Annotated in this window: 20 protein-coding genes; 15 read left to right on the top strand and 5 right to left on the bottom strand. The window is 61.2% G+C overall.

What is annotated here, in order from left to right; genetic code table 11:
• Positions 1 to 189: 189 nt before the first annotated feature.
• Positions 190 to 1686, top strand: coding sequence for a M17 family metallopeptidase (locus BN1143_RS01930; RefSeq protein WP_042049458.1), 1497 nt, complete (start codon positions 190 to 192; stop codon positions 1684 to 1686).
• Between the two features lie 8 nt (positions 1687 to 1694).
• Positions 1695 to 2375, top strand: coding sequence for a pyrimidine 5'-nucleotidase (gene yjjG, locus BN1143_RS01925; protein WP_042049457.1), 681 nt, complete (start codon positions 1695 to 1697; stop codon positions 2373 to 2375).
• 82 nt (positions 2376 to 2457) lie between these two features.
• Here the strand turns inward: yjjG and BN1143_RS01920 are convergent, their stop codons facing one another.
• The 4 genes from BN1143_RS01920 to elyC form a co-directional block, all read right to left on the bottom strand.
• Complete coding sequence (locus BN1143_RS01920; protein WP_005300504.1) at positions 2458 to 3714, bottom strand: M20 family metallo-hydrolase; 1257 nt, start codon at positions 3712 to 3714, stop codon at positions 2458 to 2460.
• 1174 nt (positions 3715 to 4888) lie between these two features.
• A complete protein-coding gene (gene pfkA, locus BN1143_RS01915; protein ID WP_005300508.1) occupies positions 4889 to 5860 on the bottom strand; it encodes a 6-phosphofructokinase in 972 nt (323 codons plus the stop codon).
• A gap of 147 nt (positions 5861 to 6007) precedes the next feature.
• Complete coding sequence (gene tpiA, locus BN1143_RS01910) at positions 6008 to 6763, bottom strand: triose-phosphate isomerase (RefSeq protein ID WP_042049456.1); 756 nt, start codon at positions 6761 to 6763, stop codon at positions 6008 to 6010.
• A 135-nt stretch (positions 6764 to 6898) separates the two neighbouring features.
• On the bottom strand, positions 6899 to 7669 hold the full coding sequence (elyC, locus tag BN1143_RS01905; protein ID WP_042049455.1) for an envelope biogenesis factor ElyC: 771 nt from the start codon (positions 7667 to 7669) through the stop codon (positions 6899 to 6901).
• Between the two features lie 101 nt (positions 7670 to 7770).
• Here elyC and cmoM point away from each other — a divergent pair, with 101 nt between their 5' ends.
• The 13 genes from cmoM (at position 7771) to BN1143_RS01840 (ending at position 20981) form a co-directional block, all read left to right on the top strand.
• Entirely contained in the window at positions 7771 to 8547 is a 777-nt protein-coding gene (gene cmoM, locus BN1143_RS01900) for a tRNA uridine 5-oxyacetic acid(34) methyltransferase CmoM (protein ID WP_005300517.1), read from the top strand.
• Between the two features lie 77 nt (positions 8548 to 8624).
• Positions 8625 to 9944, top strand: coding sequence for a chromosome partition protein MukF (gene mukF / locus BN1143_RS01895; RefSeq protein ID WP_005300519.1), 1320 nt, complete (start codon positions 8625 to 8627; stop codon positions 9942 to 9944).
• On the top strand, positions 9925 to 10644 hold the full coding sequence (gene mukE / locus BN1143_RS01890) for a chromosome partition protein MukE (RefSeq protein ID WP_005300522.1): 720 nt from the start codon (positions 9925 to 9927) through the stop codon (positions 10642 to 10644). Before mukF ends, mukE begins: the two co-directional genes overlap by 20 nt.
• Positions 10645 to 10646: 2 nt before the next feature.
• Complete coding sequence (gene mukB / locus BN1143_RS01885; protein WP_042049454.1) at positions 10647 to 15074, top strand: chromosome partition protein MukB; 4428 nt, start codon at positions 10647 to 10649, stop codon at positions 15072 to 15074.
• Positions 15075 to 15245: 171 nt separating this feature from the next.
• Positions 15246 to 15644, top strand: coding sequence for a septal ring lytic transglycosylase RlpA family protein (locus BN1143_RS01880; RefSeq protein WP_017782929.1), 399 nt, complete (start codon positions 15246 to 15248; stop codon positions 15642 to 15644).
• Between the two features lie 419 nt (positions 15645 to 16063).
• Complete coding sequence (locus BN1143_RS01875) at positions 16064 to 16537, top strand: cupin domain-containing protein (RefSeq protein WP_017780162.1); 474 nt, start codon at positions 16064 to 16066, stop codon at positions 16535 to 16537.
• A gap of 17 nt (positions 16538 to 16554) precedes the next feature.
• Positions 16555 to 17040, top strand: coding sequence for a GNAT family N-acetyltransferase (locus BN1143_RS01870; protein ID WP_042049453.1), 486 nt, complete (start codon positions 16555 to 16557; stop codon positions 17038 to 17040).
• 252 nt (positions 17041 to 17292) lie between these two features.
• Positions 17293 to 17604 carry a putative quinol monooxygenase gene (locus BN1143_RS01865; protein WP_042049452.1) on the top strand — a complete coding sequence of 104 codons (312 nt, stop codon included), beginning with the start codon at positions 17293 to 17295 and terminating at the stop codon, positions 17602 to 17604.
• A gap of 289 nt (positions 17605 to 17893) precedes the next feature.
• Positions 17894 to 18364: a GNAT family N-acetyltransferase gene (locus tag BN1143_RS01860; protein ID WP_042049450.1), complete on the top strand. Its 471-nt coding sequence runs from the start codon at positions 17894 to 17896 to the stop codon at positions 18362 to 18364.
• 12 nt (positions 18365 to 18376) lie between these two features.
• Positions 18377 to 18877: a peptide deformylase gene (gene def, locus BN1143_RS01855; protein ID WP_042049449.1), complete on the top strand. Its 501-nt coding sequence runs from the start codon at positions 18377 to 18379 to the stop codon at positions 18875 to 18877.
• 64 nt (positions 18878 to 18941) lie between these two features.
• Positions 18942 to 19553, top strand: coding sequence for a DJ-1/PfpI family protein (locus tag BN1143_RS01850; protein WP_042049448.1), 612 nt, complete (start codon positions 18942 to 18944; stop codon positions 19551 to 19553).
• 65 nt (positions 19554 to 19618) lie between these two features.
• Positions 19619 to 20104: a GNAT family N-acetyltransferase gene (locus tag BN1143_RS01845; protein ID WP_042049447.1), complete on the top strand. Its 486-nt coding sequence runs from the start codon at positions 19619 to 19621 to the stop codon at positions 20102 to 20104.
• A gap of 46 nt (positions 20105 to 20150) precedes the next feature.
• Positions 20151 to 20981 carry a hypothetical protein gene (locus tag BN1143_RS01840; RefSeq protein WP_042049446.1) on the top strand — a complete coding sequence of 277 codons (831 nt, stop codon included), beginning with the start codon at positions 20151 to 20153 and terminating at the stop codon, positions 20979 to 20981.
• A gap of 80 nt (positions 20982 to 21061) precedes the next feature.
• Here BN1143_RS01840 and BN1143_RS01835 read toward each other — a convergent pair whose 3' ends face one another.
• Entirely contained in the window at positions 21062 to 21265 is a 204-nt protein-coding gene (locus tag BN1143_RS01835) for a hypothetical protein (protein WP_042049445.1), read from the bottom strand.
• Positions 21266 to 21348: the final 83 nt, after the last annotated feature.

The raw sequence follows: 21348 nt of genomic DNA, 5'->3' as shown, positions 1-21348 counted from the left end.
TCCGGCCCCCGCAACCAACTTTCCTTCTTTATTACCTTGATCCTCTAGCTTGTCATCCAGCCGCCTGCGCGGTCTTTCTGCTTTGTGTCGCCTTCACGCTTGATATTGATTTTCAAGTGCAATCTGGCTGTGACCCCGCTTTGTTGGGTATCATCTCTGGTATCTCTTCATGGACGAGGGCCTTGCCCGATGATGCAACCATTTACCTATCTGCCGCCGCAGATCGACATTCACGACGCCAGCCTTTCTGCCGTCCTCACCAATGGCCTGGCCGCCAACCTGCTGATCTGTGCCGAAGAGCGGCGCGAGAGCCTGCTGGCCCTGCCCGAGCTTGCCGCCGTCAGCGCCCAGATCGCACTGGGGCAGAAAGCCCCCTACAGCCTGGTGCTGCACAATACCCTGCAACTGCTGGTCTTCCTGCCGGCCCGTCCCTCTCGTGATCATGCCCTCTACAAGCAGGTGCGCAGCTGGGTTGCGCCGCTGGCCGGGCTCAAGATTGAGCGACTGGGGCTGCATCTGGAAGGGTTTGACGAGGCCGATACCACTCTCCTGGCCGAACTGGCGCTGGCCACCCTGCTGGCAGCCAACGTGCCGCTGCCAAGCCACAAGCATCGCAGCGAAGATCCCTGGCGCTATCAGCAGATCGCGGTCTCTCCCAATTGCGTGCTGGATCTGGCGCGGATCTATGCCGAGGCCGAGGGCAACGGTATCGCCCGCCATCTGGCGGTGTCGCCCGCTTCCGATCTGACCGCCCGCAGCTACCGCGAATGGGTACGTCAGCTGGCTCAGAGCGAGGGGTGGCAGTGGCATGAGTACGATCAGGCCCAGCTGGCCGAGCAGGGGGCCGGTGCCTTCATCGCGGTGGCTCGCGGCTCGGAAGACAACCAGGCCGCCATGGTCAAGCTGAGCTACTGTCCACCCAATGCGGTGCGGCGAGTGGCCCTGGTGGGCAAGGGGATCTGTCACGACTCGGGCGGCTACAACCTCAAGGTTTCCGGCAGCATGTACGGCATGCATCTGGACATGGGGGGCAGCGCGGTGGCGCTGGGCACGCTTCACGCCATCAGCCGGGCCAGGCTGCCCTACGAGGTGCACTGCTGGCTCGCCATCGCCGAGAACCACATAGGGCCGCTCGCCTACCGGCCGGGGGAGGTGGTGACCGCCCTCAATGGCACCACCATCGAGGTGGTGGATACCGATGCCGAGGGGCGCATGGTGCTGGCCGACACCCTCAGCATGGCGGTGCAGGACAACCCGGATCTGCTGATCGACTACGCCACCCTGACCGGGGCCTGCAAGCGGGCGCTCGGCAGCCGCTACAGTGGCGCTTTTACCAACCGGCCCCAGTGGCTGAGCGAGCTGATCAGCCTGGGTCAGCGCAGCGGTGAGCGAGTCTGGCCCTTCCCGCTGGATGAGGATTACGACGACAACCTCGATAGCGAGTGGGCCGATCTGTTACAGTGTGCGCCCGGCGCCTCGCCGGATCACATCGATGCGGCCCGCTTCCTCAGCCGTTTCGTGCCTGCCCAGACCCCCTGGCTGCACCTCGACTTGAGTGGCTTTCGCAACAAGGGCGGCAATGGCGTAGTCAGCAGCGAGGTGACTGGTTTCGGGGTCAGATTGACGCTGGAACTGCTGGCCGGCCCGCTGGGGCGGCGCAATGAACTTGATCAACCAGAACAGTAAGGGATCCCGTGAAAGAACCAAGTTATGACTGGGTGTTGTTCGATCTGGATGAAACCCTGGTCGATTTCCCGGTCGCTCAGGCGCTGGAGCAGACACTGCACATTTACGGCGTGACGCCGACTCCGCCCAAGATGGCGGAGTACCATGCCCTCAACCATCGGCTCTGGCAGCAGTACAACTCCGGCGAGATCGATGCCGTCCACCTGCAGCAGACCCGTTTCTCCCTCTTTGCCGAGCAGGTGGACGTGGCGCCGATGGCGATGAATGACACCTTCCTGCAGCAGATCATCACCCTGAGCGTGCCGCTGGAGGGGGTAGAGGAGACTCTGCAGGCGCTGAAGAGCAAGGTGAAGATGGGGATCATCACCAACGGTTTCAGCCTGCCCCAGCGCGGGCGCCTCGACAAGCTGGGCTGGCAGGCCTGGTTCGAACCGCTGGTGATCTCGGATGAGGTGCAGGTGACCAAGCCGGCGCCGGCCATCTTCCAGCACGCGCTGGCACTGATGGGACAGCCGAGTCCGGCGCGGGTGCTGATGGTGGGGGACAACCCCAAGACCGATATTGCCGGCGCCGCGGCCCAGGGGCTGGCGACCTGCTGGTACAACCCGGCCCGTCAGGATGGGCCGAGCGAGGCGACCCACGAGATCCACCACTTCGCCCACCTTTCGGCCATCGTGCTGGGCGAATAGGAACGCCATTTTCCTCTGCTGAGCAGGGGAAATGAAAAAAACAAGGCAGCCCGCGGGCTGCCTTGTTTGTATCCGGCTCTTGCTAGCGGCCGAGGCGGGCCAGCAACCAGGACTCCAGCAAGGCCACGCCGGGCGCCAGCACGGCTTCGTCGAAGTCGAACTCCGGGTGATGATGGGGCGCCGCCAGATTGGCCCCCAGGATCAAGTAGGCAGCCTGGCCGCCGTTTCGCTGCACCCGCTCGATGAGAAAACCGGCATCCTCGCTGGCGCCGAAGCGACGGGTGTGAATGGTCTCCAGCTTGAGCGCCTGGGCGAGCGGGATGATCTCCTCGAGCAGGGCCGGGCTGTTGTCGATGCCGATGGCCTCGCCCTGTTTGCGAATGAGGTAGGTGGCGCCCTGCATCATGGCCGCCCCTTCCACCATCTGCTGCACCTGGCTGAACATGTAGTCGTTGAGGGCCGGTGTGGCGCCCCGGGTCTCTCCCTGCAGCAGGGCATGGCCCGGGATCACGTTGCGGCCACTGCCCGCATGGAGCTGGCCGACGTTGATGCGGGTCATGCCGTCGCGGTGGCGGGCGATGCCGAGCATGGCGGTAGTGGCCATGCAGGCCGCCGCCAGCGCATTGCTGCCGGCGTTGGGCTCGAGCCCCGCGTGGGCGGCGCGCCCCATGAACTCCACGTCGAACTTGGTGGAGCAGAGAAACTCGGTGGGATTGACCACCAGCTCGCCGCTGTTGGCATGAATGCCGATGTGCAGCGCCAGCAGGGCATCCACGTCATCGAGCTGGCCACCGGCGGCCAGCGCCTTGCCGCCGCGACACCCCTCTTCGGCGGGCTGGAAGAACAGTTTGATACGGCCGTTCAGTCGATCGGCGAGGGCGGCGATGCGCTCGGCCAGCACCAGCCCGATGGCGGTATGGCCGTCATGGGCGCAGGCGTGCATCCAGCCGGGGTTGCGCGAGTGCCACCCCTCTTGGCTGGGGGGATGCAGTTCATCCTGGCTCTCCTCGACCTCCACCGCATCGATGTCGAAGCGAAAGGCCAGGGTCGGGCCCGGTCGGCCGCTGTCCCACAGTCCCATCACCCCCGTTATCTCTTCGATCCGGCCCAGCCAGTCTGGATGGGCGCCCTGGCGCAGGGCTCGCTCCTTCTGGGCCTGCACGTCTATGTTGCGTCCCATGATGAGGTTGCTGGCCAGCAGCTTGTCACCCAGCATGATGGAGAAACCGAGTTCATTGAGGTGGTGAGCGATGAGGGAGCTGGTACGAAATTCACACCAGGCCGCTTCGGGCAGACGATGAAGATCACGACGCCAATGGCTTAGCGCATCCTGTGTCATGGTAATTCCTGCATGGCGAATCCAGCGGATATTGTGACGGGCAGGGGGGCAAGAGTAAATCCCGCAGACACAAATGCAACAGGGGGAGCCACTGGCTCCCCCTATTTACGCTGCCGTAGCACGACAGCTCTGTTTATATACACCGACTGGTGCTAACCACCTTGTCTGCACTCATTTTCAATGAAACGACCAAAAATGACTGAATGCGGTGAATTAACCAGCGCACTGGTGCCTGTCGTTGCCCATGCGGATCACGAAGTGGGCAACCAACCGGCTCAAAGCTGTGACAGCGACGGCAGAGAGACGGCAACCAGAGTGAAAAACACGGTGAAAACGGCAGTAACCACAAACTCTTTCATATTATTGTCTCCCTTGGCTGACTGATGATGGAACCAAGATACCACAATTGCGCAGTAAAACAATAGTAAAGTGTGTTTATGTGGCCATAGTTGTCGCGTAGCGCTCGAAAGCGTCATTTTTATAAATCTAAGGCTGTTTTATCAGCTTCAAGATGGTGGCTGGGCTTTCCATAGGATTTTATGGTGTTTTTATTCAATAAAATCAATGAATTATCTTTATTCTTGTTGTGTTCCATACAGGGCTTTATATGAGGCTTTTTTGGTTTTTTAAAATTTTGTCGGCAAAAGCAGACAGTTTTGCTGGCGATGGAGTGAGTCTGGCATGGTTTGGACTGCTGTCAGCCCCATTTTCCCTACCCCCAGCATTTCTTTTCGTGCTCCGGGGATTTTTCCCAGTAGTGACGCCACCTTCTGGCGGCAGCACTCTCGCAAATTTGCAGAAATCCTGCGGTTGATGGCAGTCGTGCAGCCATTGAACCGACCCTGTTCGACTCTTTTCACGGCATGTTGGCGGCTCGATGGGGGCTGCTGATGGCAGGTACATGGCCACTTGATGGCATGGAGGGTGAGCTGACTGCACAGCGCGATGGCCCTGGTTTCGCTGTGAGTCAATGGCAGGTGGGGAGGTTTGCTGGCTGCATCGCCCTGACCGGGCGGCCTGAAGAGGCAAGGGGAAGGCAGGGAGCCATGGGCGGGGATAACGGCAGACATGGCCAGAGGGTAGAATGGGAGCGGGCGTGCCGGCAGGTGGCCCACGCCAATAAAAAACCCTCCAGCGGAGGGTTTTTTGTCACAACAGCCTGAACAAGCGGGGCTTAGAACAGGGTGGTGGAGAGATCGTAGAGCTCCTGGTTGAAGGGACGCTTCAGGTTCTCGATGCAGTCGATGATGTCGTGGTGCACCATCTCGTTGCCTTGAATACCGACGCAGCGACCACCCTGACCGGCCAGCAGCTGCTCGACGGCGAAGGCGCCCATGCGGCTGGACATGATGCGATCGCGGGCGGTCGGGGAGCCACCGCGCTGGATGTGGCCCAGGATGGTGGCGCGGGTTTCGCGACCTGTCATGGCCTCGATATCCTTGGCCAAGGCGTTCACGTCGGTGACATGCTCACAGATGGTGATGATGGCGTGGCGCTTGCCTTTGGCTTCCCCTTCCTTGATCTGTTGCAGCAGCTTCTCTTTGTCGAAGGCCACTTCCGGCACGATCACGTACTCGGCACCGCCGGCGACGGCGGCAGACATGGCCAGGTCGCCGCAGTGGCGACCCATGATCTCGACCACTGAGATGCGGTGGTGGGAGCTGCAGGTGTCGCGCAGACGGTCGATGGCATCCACTACCACGTTGAGGGCGGTGTCAAAGCCGATGGTGAAGTCGGTACCGGCGATGTCGTTGTCGATGGTGCCCGGCAGGCCGATGCAGGGGAAACCCTCTTCGGTCAGCTTCTTGGCGCCCATGTAGGAGCCGTCACCGCCGATCACCACCAGGGCGTCGATGCCGTGCTTTTTCAGGTTCTCGATCGCTTCGGCGCGCACTTTCGGATCTTTGAAGGCCGGGAAACGGGCGGAGCCGAGGAAGGTACCGCCACGGTTGACCACGTCGGAGACACTGTGGCGCTCCAGCTTGACGATACGGTCCTGGTGCAGACCGAGGTAGCCATCATAGATGCCGTAGACTTCCAGGCCATGATGCAGGCCGGCGCGCACCACGGCGCGAATGGCTGCGTTCATACCCGGTGCGTCGCCACCACTGGTCAAAACACCAATACGTTTGATTTGTTTGGTCATGAGTGCCTCTGGATCTGAGTTGTCGAATACGAAAGGGTTAAATGAGACAAGCCACTTTTACTATATCGGCTTTCATATGGGATGCGCTGGCTGCCATAGGAAAAGCGATACGCAGGAGGGGGCAAGCGCCCCCTCCAAGGCAGCCGATTACTTGGCCGCGCCAGCGATGATCTGGGAGAAGTCGTCCACTTTCAGGGACGCACCGCCTACCAGGCCGCCGTCGATGTCCGGCTGACCGAACAGGTCGGCAGCGGTAGCACCGGTCACGGAGCCGCCGTACAGGATCTGTACCTTGGCAGCCACGGCGGCATCAAACCCGGCCAGGTACTGGCGGATGTGAGCGTGCACGGCCTGTGCGATTTCCGGGGTAGCGGTCTTGCCGGTGCCGATGGCCCATACCGGTTCGTAAGCCACGACGGTGTTCTCGAAGGAGGCGATACCGCAACGGTCGATCACGGCTTTGAGCTGGGTTTCGACCACGGAGTTGGTGGTGCCGGCTTCGAACTGGGCCAGAGTCTCACCGATGCACAGCACGGGGATCAGGCCGCCTTTCTGGATGGCTTCGTACTTGGCAGCAACCACCTCGTCGGTCTCTGCGTGCAGGGTACGACGCTCGCTGTGGCCGACCAGGGAGTAGGTGCAACCGAAGGCTTTGAGCATGGACGGAGCGTTCTCGCCGGTGAAGGCGCCAGACTCGTGAACGTCGGCGTTCTGGGCACCGTAGGCAATCTTGCTGCCGGCGGTCAGCTGCTCAACCAGACCCAAAAAGATAACCGGCGGGCAGACGGCGACTTGTACAGAAGGATGAGCGGCAGCCGCCGGGGTCAGTCCTTTGATCAGTGCTTCGACGGAAGCCTTGGTGCCGTTCAGTTTCCAGTTACCCATTACCAGGTGCTGTCTCATCTTCTATATCTCCTAGGCATTTGATTGCGCGACATTATATGAATTGAACCGAGCCCAAGATAGCTGACCCGGCGGCAAATGACGTAATTTTTTTTCGCTTTCCTGATCCAAATCAGGAATGAAAGGCTCGATCGCTCAATCGGTGACCTGACCCCGCAGACGGGCCCACCATACCCCAATCCATTCGTGAATGGCAGCCTCGGAATACATCAGATAGCGCCCCTTGGGCAGGTAGCTGTAGAGGGGTTGCACCACCTGGCTCTGCTTGGCGGTGTAGTCGGTGGGGGCCGGCACGGCATTGAGTCCCTGACCCTGATAGAGCGCCATGGCCCGCGGCAGGTGGGTGGCCGAGCTCACCAGCGCCACCCGCTTGCCCTTGAGATGCTGGCTGATGCTGACCGCCTCGTCGTGGGTGTCTTTGTTGTTTTCAAACAACGTCATCCGCGAGCGCGGGATGCCGAGGCTTGCCGCCATGCGGGCGTTGACCTCGGCGTTCGAGAGAGGATCCCCCGACACATAGCCCGAGAAGATGAGCTCCGCCTGCGGATAAGCCTGGGCCAGCCGTACCCCCTCCAGAGTGCGGGCCAGGGCGATGTTGTTCTGCCAGCTGCGCTCAGGGACGGCCGGGTCGCTCACATGGCCGTTGCCAAGCACGACGATGGCCTCGATGTCCGGATGCTGGCTCACCTCGAAGGGGGGGAAGGTCTGCTCCAGCGGGCGGGCCAGCTGGTAGCTCACCGGCCGCATCCCCATCAGGGCGACGATGAGCAGGGCCAGGGTCGCCAGCAGCTTGCCGGTTTTCTGAAAACGGGTGAACCAGAGCAGCAGCAGCGCCAGCAACAGCAGGGTGACGGAGAAGGGGAGCGGCATCAGCAGCTGACCTAGCCACTTTTTAAGCACAAACACGGCAGAGAGTTCCTTGAGTTTTCAGCAAATTCGGGATGTGACAGAATACCTCTCTTTTTTGGGATGGCCACAACCCTGTGGCGCAATAGTTGAGTTTCTCCTTGAAGCACGATCAGAGTTTCGACGGGCGGGCCGACAAGTTCGCCCGCAACATTTATGACTCCACCAAGGGGCGCATCCGCACCACAGTGGTCTGGAGCGACATCGAAGCCTGCCTGGCCCGCCTTGGCAACCGGCCTCTGCGCATCCTGGATGCGGGCGGCGGGTTTGGCTACTTTGCCCAGAAGCTGGCGGCCATGGGCCATCAGGTGGAGCTGTGCGATCTCTCCGCCGAAATGCTGGCGCTGGCCCGCAGCCAGATCGCCGAGAAGGGGCTGGAAGACAGAATTCGTCTCATCCATTGTCCCATTCAGGATCTGAAGCAACACGTGACCGGCACCTTCGATCTGGTGCTCTGTCATGCGGTGCTGGAGTGGCTCGCCGAGCCGCGCCAGACCTTGCTCGGTCTGTTCCCTTTCGTCAATGCCGGGGGCATACTGTCGCTGCTTTTCTACAACCGCCACGGCCTGCTGTTCCAGAGCCTGGTGGTGGGCAATTTTGATTATGTGCGCCTGGGTCTTCGCAAGAAGCGGCAGACGGCGCTGACCCCCACCAATCCCCAGCTGCCGGAGCAGGTGTATGACTGGATTGGCCGGGGCGGGCTCAAGATCATCGGCAAGACCGGGGTGCGGGTGATCCACGATTACATGCGCCACAAGCAGGATCAGCTGGAGAAGTTCGACGATCTGCTGGCCATGGAGCAGCAATATTGCCGGCAGGAGCCGTTTATCTCCCTGGGGCGCTATATCCACGTGATGGCGCAGAAACCCGCCGGCTGAGGCCCCCTTTTTCGATGCTACCGGATGTAGCCGCGCGCAAGGCTTTGCGCCCAATACAACAACGAGATGACAACGTCATGATGAGTACATCCCGTACCCTGCCAGAGATGGTGGGATGGGTCAGGCAGGAGGGGCTGGCATTGAGCCTGCCCACCGACCGGCTGGCCTTTCTGATTGCAATCAAGACCCTGTCCGAAGATGAGTCGGACCTGTCGGAAGCGGCCCTGCACGATGCCTTCGGCTACGTCAGCAATGCCTTCGGCCAGATGGATGAGACCCTCACCGGTCGCGCCAACAACGCCATCAACGATCTCATTCGCCAGCAGCTGCTGTCGCGTTTCAACACCGACATGGTGGCGGGGGAGAGCCTCTATCGCCTGTCGCGTCTTGGCATGAGCATCGTCGACTTCTTTATGGATCAGCGCCAGGTCGACTCCATCAAGCTTTCCATCCTGCTCGAGCACCTGGCGGCCGAGCTCGACACCGCCCGCAAGGCGGCGCTCGAGACCAACACCCGCGAGCAGTGGGATGCCGAGGTGCTGCCGCGCCTCACCTTCTCCCTGGAAGAGACGCTGGGACGCATCGATCTCACCCAGCGCGCCATGGATGAGCAGCAGAATCAGGTCAAAAGCGAGATCGCGGCCCTGCTGACCCAGAACTGGGTCGATGCCATCCACAGCTGCGAAAAACTGCTGCACGAGACCGGCCAGACCCTGCGCGAGCTGCAGGATACCCTGGACGCCGCCGGCCACCGCCTGCAGGCGGGCCTGCTCAACATTCAGGAAGCCGCCCAGGGGCGCGAGGATCTGTTCCACGTCGAGGAGCTGACCCACGCCCTGCAGGGGCGCCTTGACGTCATCACCAGTTGGGGCCAGCAGTGTATCGAGCTGTGGGCCCGCTACGACAGGCACGTCCACAAGTTCATCCGCAATGCCATCGACATGGACAAGAACCGCGCCTTCAGCCAGCGGCTGCGCGAATCCATCCGCAACTTCGATCAGCACAACTGGCAGCTGCGGGTGGCCGAAGAGCCCCGCCTGCTGGAACTGCGCGACGAAACCATCGCCATCCACGACGAGGAGGTGACCGGCGAGGTGCCCCTCGAGATGGAATACATGGAGATGGTGGACATCAACCAGGAGCTGGCCGAGCGTATCGAGCGCTATCTGGCCCGCTATCCCGAGCAGGGTCAGCAGCTGGATTTGGCCGACGTGCTGCGCGAATATCTGCTGGACTACCCGGCCCATGCCCACTTCGACGTGGCGCGTCTTCTGATCGACCAGGCCGTGCGCCTGGGCCATGCCAGCGGCGAGCACCAGCTGCATCGTCAGCCCGCATGGAAACCCATTAACCAAGCTGGATCCAAGGTTCAGGCCTATGTCATTGATCAATACTGAGTTTCCCTTGCCGCTGCGGCTCGCAGAGGCGATTGCCAATCCCTTGTTTCCGCGCATCGACACCGCCCTGCGCTCCGGTCGCCACATCAGTGCCGATGAGTTCGAGCAGCACTCGGCGCTGGTGGAGTATCACCAGGAGCTGGAGATCTTCTACGGCCGCTATCAGGTGGAACTCATCAAGGCGCCGGAAGGCTTCTTCTACCTACGCCCGCGCCCGAGTGCCGACATCGGCACCACAGTCCTTTCCGAGCTCGACATGCTGGTGGGCAAGGTACTCTGCTACCTCTACCTGAGCCCGGATCGGCTCGCCTCGGAAGGGGTGTTCGCCATGGGCGAGCTGCAGGAAGAGGTGCTGAGCCTGGCCGACGAGAAGCAGCTGCTGAGGATGGTCAACAGCCGCTCCGGTGGCACCGATCTGGACAAGAAGAAACTGCTGGAGAAGATCCGCACCTCCATGCGCCGCCTGCGCCGCCTTGGCATGATCACCGCCCTTGGCAACAGTGACAAATTCCGGGTCAACGAGTCGGTGTTCCGCTTCGCCGCGGACGTGCGCTCCGATGAGGATCCGCGCGCCGTGCAGCTGCGGATGATCCAGGAGGGGGAGGCCATCTTCCACGACGACGAAATGCCGAGCAGCGACTCGCTGTTTGATGACATCGAGGCGGACCTCGATGAAGAACAACTGGATCTGGAGGTATAAAGGTGCGAGGCAAGTTCAAATCCCTGACCATGGTCAACTGGAACGGCTTCTTCGCCCGGACCTTCGATCTCGACCAGCTGGTCACCACCCTCTCCGGCGGCAACGGTGCGGGCAAGTCCACTACCATGGCGGCCTTTATCGCGGCCCTCATCCCCGACCAGTCCCTGCTTCACTTCCGCAACACCACGGAGGCGGGTTCCAGCAGCGCCTCCCGTGACAAGGGGCTCTACGGCAAGCTGCAGCGCGGCCACTGCTATTCGCTGCTGGAAGTGATGAACAGCCGTGAGCAGCGGATCTGGGTCGGCGTGCACCTGGAGCAGGTGGCCAACCGTGACAACAAGGTCAACATCACCCCGTTTGCGCTGGTGGATGTGCCGGACAATCTGGCGCCCACCGATTTGCTGCTGGAGAAGCTCGACGACGGCAAGGGGCGGGTGCGTGCCTTCGCCGATCTGAAAGGGGCGGCGGCGGAGCTTGGCGCCATCAAGGTCGCCAAGTTCAATACGGTGACCGACTATCACAACTTCATGTTCGAGTTCGGCATCACCCCGAAGAAGCTGCGTGATCAAAAAGATCGCGGCAAGTTCTACCGTCTGATCGAGGCCTCCCTCTACGGCGGCATCTCCTCGTCCATCAGCCGCTCCTTGCGCGAATACCTGCTGCCGGAAAACTCCGGGGTGCGCAAGGCGTTCCAGGACATGGAGGCGGCCATCTACGAGAACCGCCGCACTCTGGAGGCGATCAAGGAGACCCAGGGTCAGCGGGATCTGTTCAAGAACCTCATTACCGAGACCACCCACTATGTGGCGGCGGATTACGTGCGCAACGCCGCCGAGAAGAACCGCCTCTCCGAGCTGGCCCTCAAGGCCCGTGCCGAGCTGGCCGGCAAGCGCCGCCTGCTGGCCGAAGAGAAGCAGCGTGCCATCTATCTGGCCGACGAGGTAGAACAGCTCACCAACCGCGAGAAGTTGCTGACCGACGAGCTGGAGTCCGCCGCCGAGCACCTGGCCAAGGTGATGGCCGCCGTGGCACTGCAAAAGAAGATCGAGATGTACCGCGCCGATCTGGCGGATCTCTCTGACAAACTCGAACAGCAGCAGGCGGTGGTGGAGGAGATCCACGGCCAGTTGCTGGAGGTGGAAGAGCGCAAGGAGCTGGCCCAGGCAGAGGTAGACAGCCTCAAGACCCAGCTGGCCGACTATCAGCAGGCGCTGGATATCCAGCAGACCCGTGCCATCCAGTACCGTCAGGCGGTGCAGGCGCTGGAAAACGCCCGCGAGCAGTGCGAGCTGCCGGGGCTGACCGCCGAACAGGCGAGCGACACCCTGCACCAGTTCCGCGCCGCCGAGCAGAGCCTCACCAGCCGGGTGCTGGGGGCCGAGCAGCAGTTGGCGCTGGCCAAGGCGGCGGTGGCCGAGCACGAAGCGGCGCTGGCGCTGCTTTTGAACATTGCCCCTGAAACCGCTCGCGAGGCTGCCTGGCCCACCGCCCAGGCACTGCTCAAGCGTCATATCGAAGACAAGGCCCGCATCGCCCAGGGGCAGGGGCTGCGCGCCGCGCTGGCTCGCCTCGAGAAAGAGAGCGAAAGCCAGAAGAGTCTCTTCAAGCTGCGTGACGAGCTGCAGCAGGCCTCTGGCCAGCTGATTGCCAGCAGCGATGAGCTGGAGATCTTCCTCGAAGCCCAGCGCACCCGTCAGGAGGAGCTGGCCGAGCAACAGGCCGAGGTCAATCAGCGCCGTGCCAGCCTCGAGCATCAGGGCACTCAGCTTGGCCGCGATATCGCGGAGCTCACCAAGCTGGCCCCGCGCTGGCTGAAATCCTTCGAAAAACTTGAGCAGCTGCGCGAGCAGAGTGGGCTGCCGCTCGCCACCGCCGAAGAACTTTCTTCCGGCATGCAGAGCGTGCTCGACAAGGAGCGCGAGTTCGAGCAGGAGAGCAACCGCATCGCGGCGCAGAAACAGGCGCTGGAGCTGCAAATTCGCAACCTGCAGCTGGGGGCCGGTGAGGCGGATCCCCGTCTTGCCCGCATCGCCGAACAGGTGGGGGGCGTGCTGCTCTCCGATGTCTATGACGACATCTCCATCGACGATGCCCCTTACTACTCCGCCCTCTACGGCCCGGCTCGCAGCGCCCTGGTGGTGCTCGACCTGGAAGGCGCCATCGAGCGGCTGAAAAAGCTGGAAGATTGCCCGGAGGATATCTACCTCATTCAGGGCAACCCCGACTCCTTTGACGAGGATCTGGTGGAAGCGGACGAGCTGGGTGACGCCGTGTTGGTGCGCACCAGCAAGCGTCAGGTGCGCTTCTCCCGCTACCCCGAGCTGCCGCTGTTTGGCCGCGCCGCCCGGGAAAAACGGATCGAACAGCTCGACCTTGAGCGCGAAGAGCTTATCGAGGGTTACGCCAAGGCCGCCTTCGAGCAGCAGAAGTACCACCGCCTCTACGGTCACTTCCGCGACTTTATCGGCCAGCATCTGGATATCGCCTTCCGCCCCGACCCGGAAGCGGAAGTGCAGGCCAAACAGGCCGAGCAGCGCAAGCTGCAAGAGACCATCGCCGAGTGCAACAAGCAGCTGACAGAGGCCAAAGCGGCCGCCGCCCAGCTGACTCGCCATATCCAGCTGGTGCAGGGGATGCTGCCCTTTGCCCACCTGTTTGCAGAGACTGAGCTGGCTGCCCGCCTCGAGGCGGCTCACGCTGACGTGGAAGCGTTGAAACAGGCCGAAGCCTTTATCGCCAAGCACGGCAAGTCGCTCGAGAAGCTGGAAACCATGGTGCAGGTGCTGCGTCAGGATCCGCAGGATCTCTCTGCCCTACAGGCGGCGTTTGACGAAGCCAACGAATTGCTGGCCGAGCAGAAGCGCCGTTGCTACGCCCTCGATCAGCTGGTGGCCCGCCTGCCGCACTTTGCCTATCAGGATGCGCAAGACCTGCTGGGCAAGGCCTCCGAAATGAGCGAGCGACTCAAAGAGAAGCTCAAAGCCGCCGAGCTTGCCGCCCGCACCGCTGGCGAGCAGCACAAGCAGATTGCCCAGCGCCACACCGAGGCGTTGCAGCTGCGCACCGCGCTCAACTCCAGCGTCGAGGCCAAGCGCCAGACCCTGACCGAGTTCGAGCAGGAGCTGGCGGCCATGGGGCTGACCCTCTCTGACGACATGGAAGAGAAGGCGCGCGCCCACAAGAAAGAGATCGAAGAGCTGCTGATCCGCACCCGTTCCCGTCGCACCAGCGCCGAGGCCCAGCTGCAGGTCACCAAGCGCGAGATCGAATCTCTCGGCGGTCGTCTCAAGCTGGAAGGCAAGGATTACTATGGCGCTCGCAAATCCCTGGTGGGTCACAAGGCGAGCTGGTCGCGGGTGGTGCGGCTGGCGCGGGAGACTGACGTCGAGAAGCGCCTCAACAAGCGCGAGCTGGCGTACCTTGACAGCGACGAGCTGCGCTCCATGTCGGACAAGGCCCTCGGCGCCCTGCGGGTGGCGGTGGCCCACGACGAGGCCCTGCGTGATGCGCTGCGCCTGTCGGAGGGCAACCGCAGCACCGAGCAGAAGGTGGCCTTCTATATTCAGGTTTACCGTTACCTGAAAGATCGCATCCGCAATGACATCATCCGCTCCGATGATCCGGTGGAGGCCATCGAGGAGATGGAGATCGAGCTGGCCCGTCTGGCCGACGAGCTCAAGCAGCGGGAAACCCATCTGTCGCTCTCCTCTCACGAGGTAGCGGCCAAGATCACCAACATCATCCGCCGCGAGCAGAACCGTATCCGGGTGCTCAACCAGGGCTTGCAGAACATTGCCTTCGGTCTGGTACGCGGGGTGCGCCTCAACGTCAATATTCGCGAGGCTCACACCCGTCTGCTGACGGCGCTGGCTGACCAAACCGCCATGCACAACGATCTGTTCGCCGACAAGGAGCTCAGCTTCTCCGAGGCGATGGCCAAGCTGTTCCAGCGCCTCAACCCTCAGGTGGAGCAGGGGGATCGCAGCTATCAGGTGATGGGCGACGTGCTGCTCGACTATCGCAACTACCTGGAGCTGGAGATCGAGGTGCAGCGCGGGGCCGATGGCTGGCTGCGGGCCGAAAGCGGCGCGCTCTCCACCGGCGAGGCGATCGGTACCGGTCAGGCCATCCTGTTGATGGTGCTGATCAGCTGGGAGGAGGAGTCCCGTCGTCTGCGCGGCAAGGACATAGCCCCCTGCCGCCTGCTGTTCCTCGACGAAGCGGCGCGGCTGGATGGCAAATCCATCGCCACCCTGTTCGAGCTGTGCGAGCGGCAGGACATGCAGCTCCTCATCGCCGCGCCCGAGAACATCAGCCCCGAGAAGGGCACCACCTACAAGCTCATCCGCAAGGTGCAGGGCAAGCACGAGCACGTACATGTAGTGGGCCTGCGCGGTTTTGGCTTCGCCGACGACAAGCTCATCGCCTGACAGAGGCTGACGGACGAGGTATGAAAACGGGAGGCTTGGCCTCCCGTTTTGTTTGGAAACTGTGGCAAAGTAGCGGCGCGGCCATGGCTGGCCGGCACCACGCCGGTTCGCTCATGCCCGCTACCGCTTCATTGGCATCGACAACCCCGCAGGGGAGCAAGGACAAGGCACATGGTTGAAAAGGGGCAATTTTTGCGAAAGGGGCTGCTGCTGTCGCTCACCGTGCTGCTGGCCGCCTGCAGCAGTCGCTATGACGAGAGCCATGGCGGCAGCTGGCGCGGCTATAGCGAGACGGGGCTCGCTTCCTACTACGCCGATCGCTACCACAACAAGCGCACCGCCAGCGGTGAGCCTTATCAGCGCCACGCCAACACCGCCGCCCACATGGAGTTGCCCTTCGGTGCCATGGTGCGGGTCACCAACCTCGCCAACGGCAAGAGCGTGGTGGTGCGGGTCAACGACAGGGGCAATTTCCCGCGCGGGCGCATCATCGATCTCTCCAAGGCGGCGTTCAGCGCCATCGGCAATCCCCGCGCCGGGCTTATCAAGGTCAGGATTGAGGTGCTCTAGTCACCGGGTCTGCATGTGCTGGCGCCCCTCCATACCCGGGCCGCTGGAAGAGGGCGCTTCCCAGTGATCGCGGGCCATCTTCTTCATTCCATTGGTGATGTTGCCAACACGACTTCCCATTTTCCGGTGTGCAATTAAGATAGCCAAACGAAAATCAGCGAGTCTTTGCCATCTGGCGGCAATCGGTCAGGCGGGCATCGGGCAGGAGCAGGGGAAGTTGAATGCATATGGAACACCCCTTGCCGTGGGTGGAGGCGATCATGTTTCCCTTCAAAGGGGTGACAGGGGAGGATTTCACCGGCGTTTGCTGCAACCGGGCATGGCATGGTGTGTGAGACCCCCCTTCAACCCCCTGCCCATGTTTCGCCGCTAAGGAGCAGGCTATAAAGCGAGACGTCATTCACAGGGAGGATCAGAACATGACTGACAAGCGCGCCATTCAGGCAGCGGCCATCCCCGAGCACAAGGCAAAGTCCCTTTATCCGGAGCCCTTTGCCTCCTTGGTCAAGCACCGCACCCGGCGCAGGCTGGGGGATCATTTCGGCCTCGCCAATTTCGGGGTCAATCTGACGACCCTGGCACCGGGGGCCATCTCGGCGCTCAAGCACCATCACGGCCTGCAGGACGAGTTCGTCTATGTGCTCTCGGGCAATCCCACCCTGCGCCACGGGGAGGAGGAGTACCGGATGTCGCCGGGGGAGTGCATCGGCTTCAAGGGCGGCAGCGGCCTGGCCCACCAGTTGCTCAACCACGGTGAAGTGGACGCCGTCTATCTCGAGGTGGGGGACAGGCTGCCAGGGGACACTGTCGACTATCCCGATGACGATCTGGCCCTGGTACAGGGTGCCGATGGCGCCTGGTCAGCCAGACACAAGGATGGCCGCCCCTACTAGGGGCGCCTATTCGCGCAATGAGAGAGACTTCCATGGTGTTCAGCCCCTTTTCTGCTGTCAGGGCAGAGGATTTTCTGCCGCTGCTCAACGACGAGAGGCTGCGAAAGCACCTGATCCCTCACCCGCTTTTCGATGTGGCCGGGGTGTGCGACTGGATGGCGTACAAGCTGGGAGTCGACGCCCGGCCAGGCTGCCGCGTGCGTGCCATCTTCCTCGACGGCACCCTGGTGGGGTGGTGCGGCATCCAGCCCGATGACGAGGGGGTGGAGCTTGCCATTGTGCTCGCCAGGGCCGGCTGGGGAAGCGGCGTGGTGATTTTCAACGAGATGATGGGGTGGGCGAGGGAGCTTGGCCATCGGTCGATCCTCTTTCACCTGCTGGATACCCGCCCGCCTTACCGCTCCCTCGCCAGACGGGCCATCTGGGTGAGGAAAACACGTCTGGGCGAACACCCTTTCACCACCTATTGCCTTGATGTTGAATCCTGGTCTGCAGACCCTTAGCCCTTAGCCAGGGGGTTGTAAGCCGTGCCGCCTCCTGGCGGGTCACGTTGACACCCTTTGCGCAATGATCCCTCCCGCTCGTTTGTTCCTCTGTGCACGGCGTGGTGAACACTGTGTTCATTCTGCCCCCCTATATGGCCTCCACCGTCCTGCCTACACTGGGCAACTTCTGATGGGGGGCATCCGGCACTATAAATAGCTGTCCAGGCTGCACTCTCTAGTGTGTTGACGATGTAAAACGGAGAAGGATGGATGAAAAAAGAGACAGACAAACTGGTGTCTATCGCCGTGCTGAAGGCCCGCACCGGCATGAGAGAGCAACTGCGCCGCGAGCTGCTCAAGCTTATTGCGCCGACGCGGCGCGAGCCGGGCAACCTGGATTACGTGTTGTTTGAATTGCAGGAGGAGCCGGGCACCTTCTACATGCGCGAGGCGTTCATCAATCAGGCCGCGCTGGACAGTCACTGCCAGACGGACTATTTCCTGGCCTTTGCCGCCCAGGCCGAGGTTCTGCTGGCAGAGCCGCTGCGGCTGATTTTTATGGAGGAGGTGAGCCTCCCTTAAACCCATCGGGCCCACGGTTGGCCCGATTTCTTCCCATGCCCGGTGCCGCACCGGACGCTATCCCCTGTCATCTTCCCCTTGATTTGCTTTCCTCCATCCTCCGACGAGGGACGTCTCATCACACTTATTGCCACCGGTTTGTACCTGCAACCTTTTCATCTCCAGATTGTTTAGTAAGATATCCAAATGAAAATCAATATTGGGGCCAAACCCCGCAGCATCGTCACCATCGCGGGGGCTGTGATGGGGGCATTGGTCGTCATGGCGCCGAACAGATCAGAGGGATGAAATGGAGATAACACTGGCAGGGATCCCGCCAAGTGAGTGTGAACAGCGCTTTGCGGCCGTCAAAGAGGGGATCTTTCCCTATGTCGAGGCAGTGTTTGGCTGGGATGACGAGATGCAGCGCGCGCGGTTGACCAGCGAATATGAGCCGCACTGGTTTTCGTGGATCCTGGTAGAGGGGGAGCGAGTCGGCCTGCTCTGCTGCAAGCCATACGAGGATGCGCTGCACGTCCATCTGCTGATCATCTTCCCTCGCCATCAGGGCCGGCAGCTTGGTTCGGCCGTCATGGCGCGGCTGCATCGCGAAGCGGCATCTGAGGGGAGACACCGGGTGACCCTGTCGAGTTTTACCGCTAATCAGGGGGCGATGCGGTTTTATCGGCGCCTCGGTTATCAGGTGGTGGCGGAGGAGCCGGCGTTCGTCTCCTTGTCCCGACCGGTGACGAGGGAAGAGTCATGGGGTGCCCATGGTTGAGGGAGCGTATTGATGGCAAGGCTGGATATTTTAACGGTTCCCGACCCCAGGTTGAGAGTCAAGGCCGAGCGGGTTGAGGATATTGCGGCCGTGCAAGGCCTGATCGATGACATGCTGGAGACCCTCTATGCCACCGACAATGGTATTGGTCTCGCCGCCACGCAAGTGGGGCGCAAGGAGGTCATCGTCATCATCGACCTGTCAAAGAACAGGGATCAACCGCTGGTATTGATCAATCCGCAAGTGATAAGCGGTCCTGAACCGGCGCTTGGGCAAGAGGGGTGTCTCTCCGTGCCCGATTATTACGCCGACGTCGAACGTTACAGCACAGTGGGGGTGTCGGCGCTGGATCGTCATGGCGTCCCGATCACGGTAAAGAGCTGCGATTTCCTGGCCGTCGTGATGCAGCATGAGATCGATCACCTGCAGGGAAATCTGTTTATCGATTATCTCTCGCCGCGCAAGCGCACTATGGCGTTGAAGAAGGTAAAAAAGCACCTCAAGGCGACATGACGCGATATTTCATGCGGCGCGTTACATATCCATCTGATTATCTGCACGGGAGGGCGGGGTAGCCATGTACAAGGTTGGTATTGTTTTATTTGATGATTTCACCGATGTGGATTTTTTCTTGATGTATGACCTGCTTGGGAGAAGCAAAGATAGCTGGTCGGTGAAAATACTGGGAACCAAACCGGAGCATGGCTCTGCACTGGGTATCAACGTAAAGACGGATGGACATGTGACGGAAGCCCGTGATCAGGATGTGGTGCTGATCACCAGCGGGCAGCGTGGCATCCCTGCCGCGCTGCAGGACCATGAGTTCATGTCCGCGTTGCGACTGGAGCCGCAGCGGCAGCTGATTGGCTCAATATGCGCAGGTTCATTCATATTGCATGAACTGGGTTTGCTGAAGGGAAAGAAATTGACAACCAACCCTGCAGCCAAAGCCCGGTTGCTGGAGATGGGGGGAGATGTTCAAGACTCTCCCCTGGTAGTGCAAGGAAATATTGCAACGGCAGGCGGCTGCCTCTCCTTGGTTTATTTGATTGGCTGGGTGGCCGAACGGTGTTTTGGTCCGGAAAAACGTAGATTGATGCAATCTCAGCTTATTCCTGCCGGACAAATGGAAATCTTCGAAAAACTGATATCTTCCACCATCAGAGATGCTGAGAATGCATTTGACTGATGTCATCCAATGCTCCTGAGCTCGGTTCAGACCATGATAAGCAAGCGCTATGACAAGGATGGTGAATGAACCTCGCGTTCAACAGGGTCAATCTGGCCCGTGACTATGAGTTTTGTGTGGCAGCGCGCCGGGACGCCTATGTGTGCAGCTTCCATCGCGACGACGGATTTGACGCGTTCCTGGCGGGCTATCGGGAACGGATGACGACGAGGCTGACCAGCCGGGAGTGGCATTATCTGCATGTATGGCGCGGTGGCGAAATAGTAGGGCAGCTGGAATTTCGTACCTCTTCATCCGAGCCGGATAGCGGCTACGTTCACCTGATCTATTTGACGCCGCAGGCGCGCGGACAGGGCCTGGCCGCATTGCTGCTCCAGCACGTTGCCCACACAATGCAGCAGGCCGGTTGCCGGCGGGCAGTGCTGTCGGTCAGCCGCCTCAACCTGCGTGCGCTGCGTTTCTATCGACGCTGCGGGTGGCGATATCTTGGGCCAAACCCCAAGCATGCTGAAACAGATTTCTATGAATATTGGTTACCGGATGCGCCCTGAATGACGATATGAACAGGGCAGGCTGCAAGCCACTGAAGGAGATGAGATGAACAAGGTGCAGTGGGCTGTTGGTGAGAAAGGCAAAGCGCCGGGGAAAATGGCGCTTCGTTGGGGGAGTCTGATGCTGGTGTCGCTGCTGGGCTGGCTGCTGGCTATGATGCCGGCCTACGCCGAGAAGCCGCAGCTCGCCGCCGAGTATCAGCCCCTGGTGCAGCGGGTGATCGATGCCGCCAAGGCGCGGGATCAGCAGGCGCTGGCCCGCCAGATCAAGTACCCCTTCAAGCAGGAGTATCCCATCCCGGTCATCAATAATTCGTCCGAGATGGTGGCCCGTTTCGACGAGGTGTTTGATGAGGCCATTTTAAAGCGCATCGCCAGCTCCCGGGCCGGGCAGGATTGGCAGGCCATGGGCTGGCGCGGCATCATGCTCGGCAGTGGCGAGGTGTGGCTGGATTTCGATGGCAAGGTGATCGGTATCAATCATCAGACGGCGCAGGCTGCAAAACGCAAGGCCGAGCTTGTCGCCAAACAGAAAAGCGATCTTTATCCCGGCCTGCGGGAGTACAAACGCCCCGAGCTGATGTGGCAGACCGAGAAATTTACCATTCGCATCGACGAGTTGGGGGATGGCCGCTATCGCTACGCCTCCTGGGCCAAGGGCAAGGCGCTCAGCGACAAACCGGACCTGGTGCTCAGCAATGGCACCGTCAGGGTGGAGGGCACAGGAGGCAACCACACCTTTCAATTCACCAGCGGCCCTTACCGCTACGAGTGCGCCGTGACCGTTTTGGGTGAGCAGGGCATGCCGCCGGGTGAGCTGGTGGTCTATCAGAACGAGGTCGCCATCATGCATCAGCCGGTGATCAAGGTGCTCTGATATCCCTTGATCTGCCCGGAACGTTCAACGCGCGGCCAGGAGCCGCGCTTTGGTTGTCTGCAGCGGCTGATGGCTTTCCTCTAGCCCTGCGGCACTCGAACCCCCTTGTCGAGGTAGAGGCTGCTGTAGTGAGCACGATGGGTGACGAACATCACCTGATGGCGGCTGCCATCGGAGAGGATGATGAAATCACCGGCCTGGGCGGGGCTGTGCAGGCCGATCTCATGTTCGGGGGCGGTCAGCTTGTCGACCTCCTCCTTGAAGGTGAGGGTGTAAGAATACATAGGGTGCTCCACTGCAGGACCTTATACAGACACGCCTCAAAGGTAGTTGCTGCCGCCCGGCTCTGCGGCGCCCAAGCGGCACC

Origin of the sequence: Aeromonas dhakensis, assembly GCF_000820305.1 — a bacterium.
Taxonomy (GTDB): Bacteria; Pseudomonadota; Gammaproteobacteria; order Enterobacterales; family Aeromonadaceae; genus Aeromonas; species Aeromonas dhakensis.
Note: the sequence above shows the minus strand (reverse complement) of the source record. Positions and strands in the feature narration are given on the sequence as shown.